The organism is Halorubrum persicum, assembly GCF_002727125.1.
GTDB lineage: Archaea > Halobacteriota > Halobacteria > Halobacteriales > Haloferacaceae > Halorubrum > Halorubrum persicum.
Map to the genome: position 1 here is coordinate 1 of NZ_NHOA01000027.1, position 1,286 is coordinate 1,286.

Here is a 1,286-nt window from a genome sequence, read left to right on the forward strand (position 1 = left end):
CGGCGTCGACCCGGAGACCACCGCCTACCCCGACATGCTCGCCGCGTGCAAGCGGGCGCTGTTTCGGCTCCTCGACTTCCTCGACGACGACTTCGCGTTCGACGACCTCACCGTGGTCTTCTCCGGCGGCCGCGGCTACCACGTCCACGTCCGCGACGAGAGCGTCCGGGCGCTGAACAGCGACGCGCGCCGCGAGATCGTCGACTACGTCCGCGCGATCGACCTCGACACCGAGGGGCTGATCCGGACGGTCTCCGACCGCGGCACGACGAAGCGCGTCCTCCGCACCGAGGGCGGGTGGGGGGCGCGCGTCCACGAGGCGCTGATCGAGTACGCCGACGACCTCCGCGACATGGACGACGAGGACGCCCGCGAGCGCCTGATGGAGCTCGACGGGATCGGCGAGGGACGCGCGGAGACGATCCTCGGCGCCTTCGAGCGCAACCCGACCGCGGTCCGCGAGGGCAACGTCGAGGCCGGCGGGCCCGGGGTCCGCCGGCTCGTCTCCGCGCTCGCCGCGCAGGTGACCGCGACCGACACCGCGCCGATCGACGAGCCGGTCACCACCGACACCCGGCGGCTCATCCGGCTTCCGGGCACGCTCCACGGCGGCTCCGGCCTCGTCGTCACGCCGATCGAGCGCGAGGAACTCGCCGATTTCGACCCGCTCCGCGACGCGGTCCCGGACCGGTTCGTCGGCCGCGAGATCCGGATCGAGACCGACGTCGATCGGACGGTAGAATTAAACGGTGAGCGCGTTAGAGTTGAACCCGGCAGAAACACCGTGCCCGAGTTCGCCGGAGTCTTCCTGATGGCTCGCGGCGAGGCGCGGAAAGCCCCCGAACGATGAACCTCGACGAGCTCAGATCGGCCCAATCGAAGGAACGCCGCAAGGACAGCCTCCAGCACCTGCGGGACTCCTTTTACGACGACGTCGCCGCCTACGTCGCCGACCTGCGCGCGGCCCGCGACCGCCGCGCCGAACAGGTCGACAAGCCGTTCTCCGACGACGACGTGCGCCGGATGTCGGACGAGGTCGAGACCGCCGAGGAGGTCGCGGAGGCGCTGTACGAGCGCCGCGTCGGCAAGGTCGTCAAGCTCGCGTCGTTCGCGGCGGCGGACATGCCGGTCGACGCCGACGGCATGACCACGGAGGAGCGACAGCTGTTCGACGACCTCGTCGACCGCATCGGCGAGAACAAGTCGCGCGTGCTCGACGTGCTCGCCGGAGAGGCGCCTCCGGCCTCGTCCGACGCGGCGGGCGCGGACGCCGCGTCGGACGAGGC

1 protein-coding gene and 1 pseudogene are annotated in these 1,286 nt (G+C 71.5%); both read left to right on the forward strand.

Annotated elements, in window-relative coordinates; all coding sequences use genetic code 11:
- The coding region (locus tag DJ69_RS03815) for a DNA primase small subunit domain-containing protein (RefSeq protein ID WP_099254375.1) at window positions 1–850 on the forward strand (850 nt) is incomplete at its 5' end.
- Window positions 847–1,286 (forward strand): annotated as a pseudogene (locus DJ69_RS03820) (hypothetical protein); the annotation flags it as partial. The gene DJ69_RS03815 and the pseudogene DJ69_RS03820, both read left to right, overlap by 4 nt.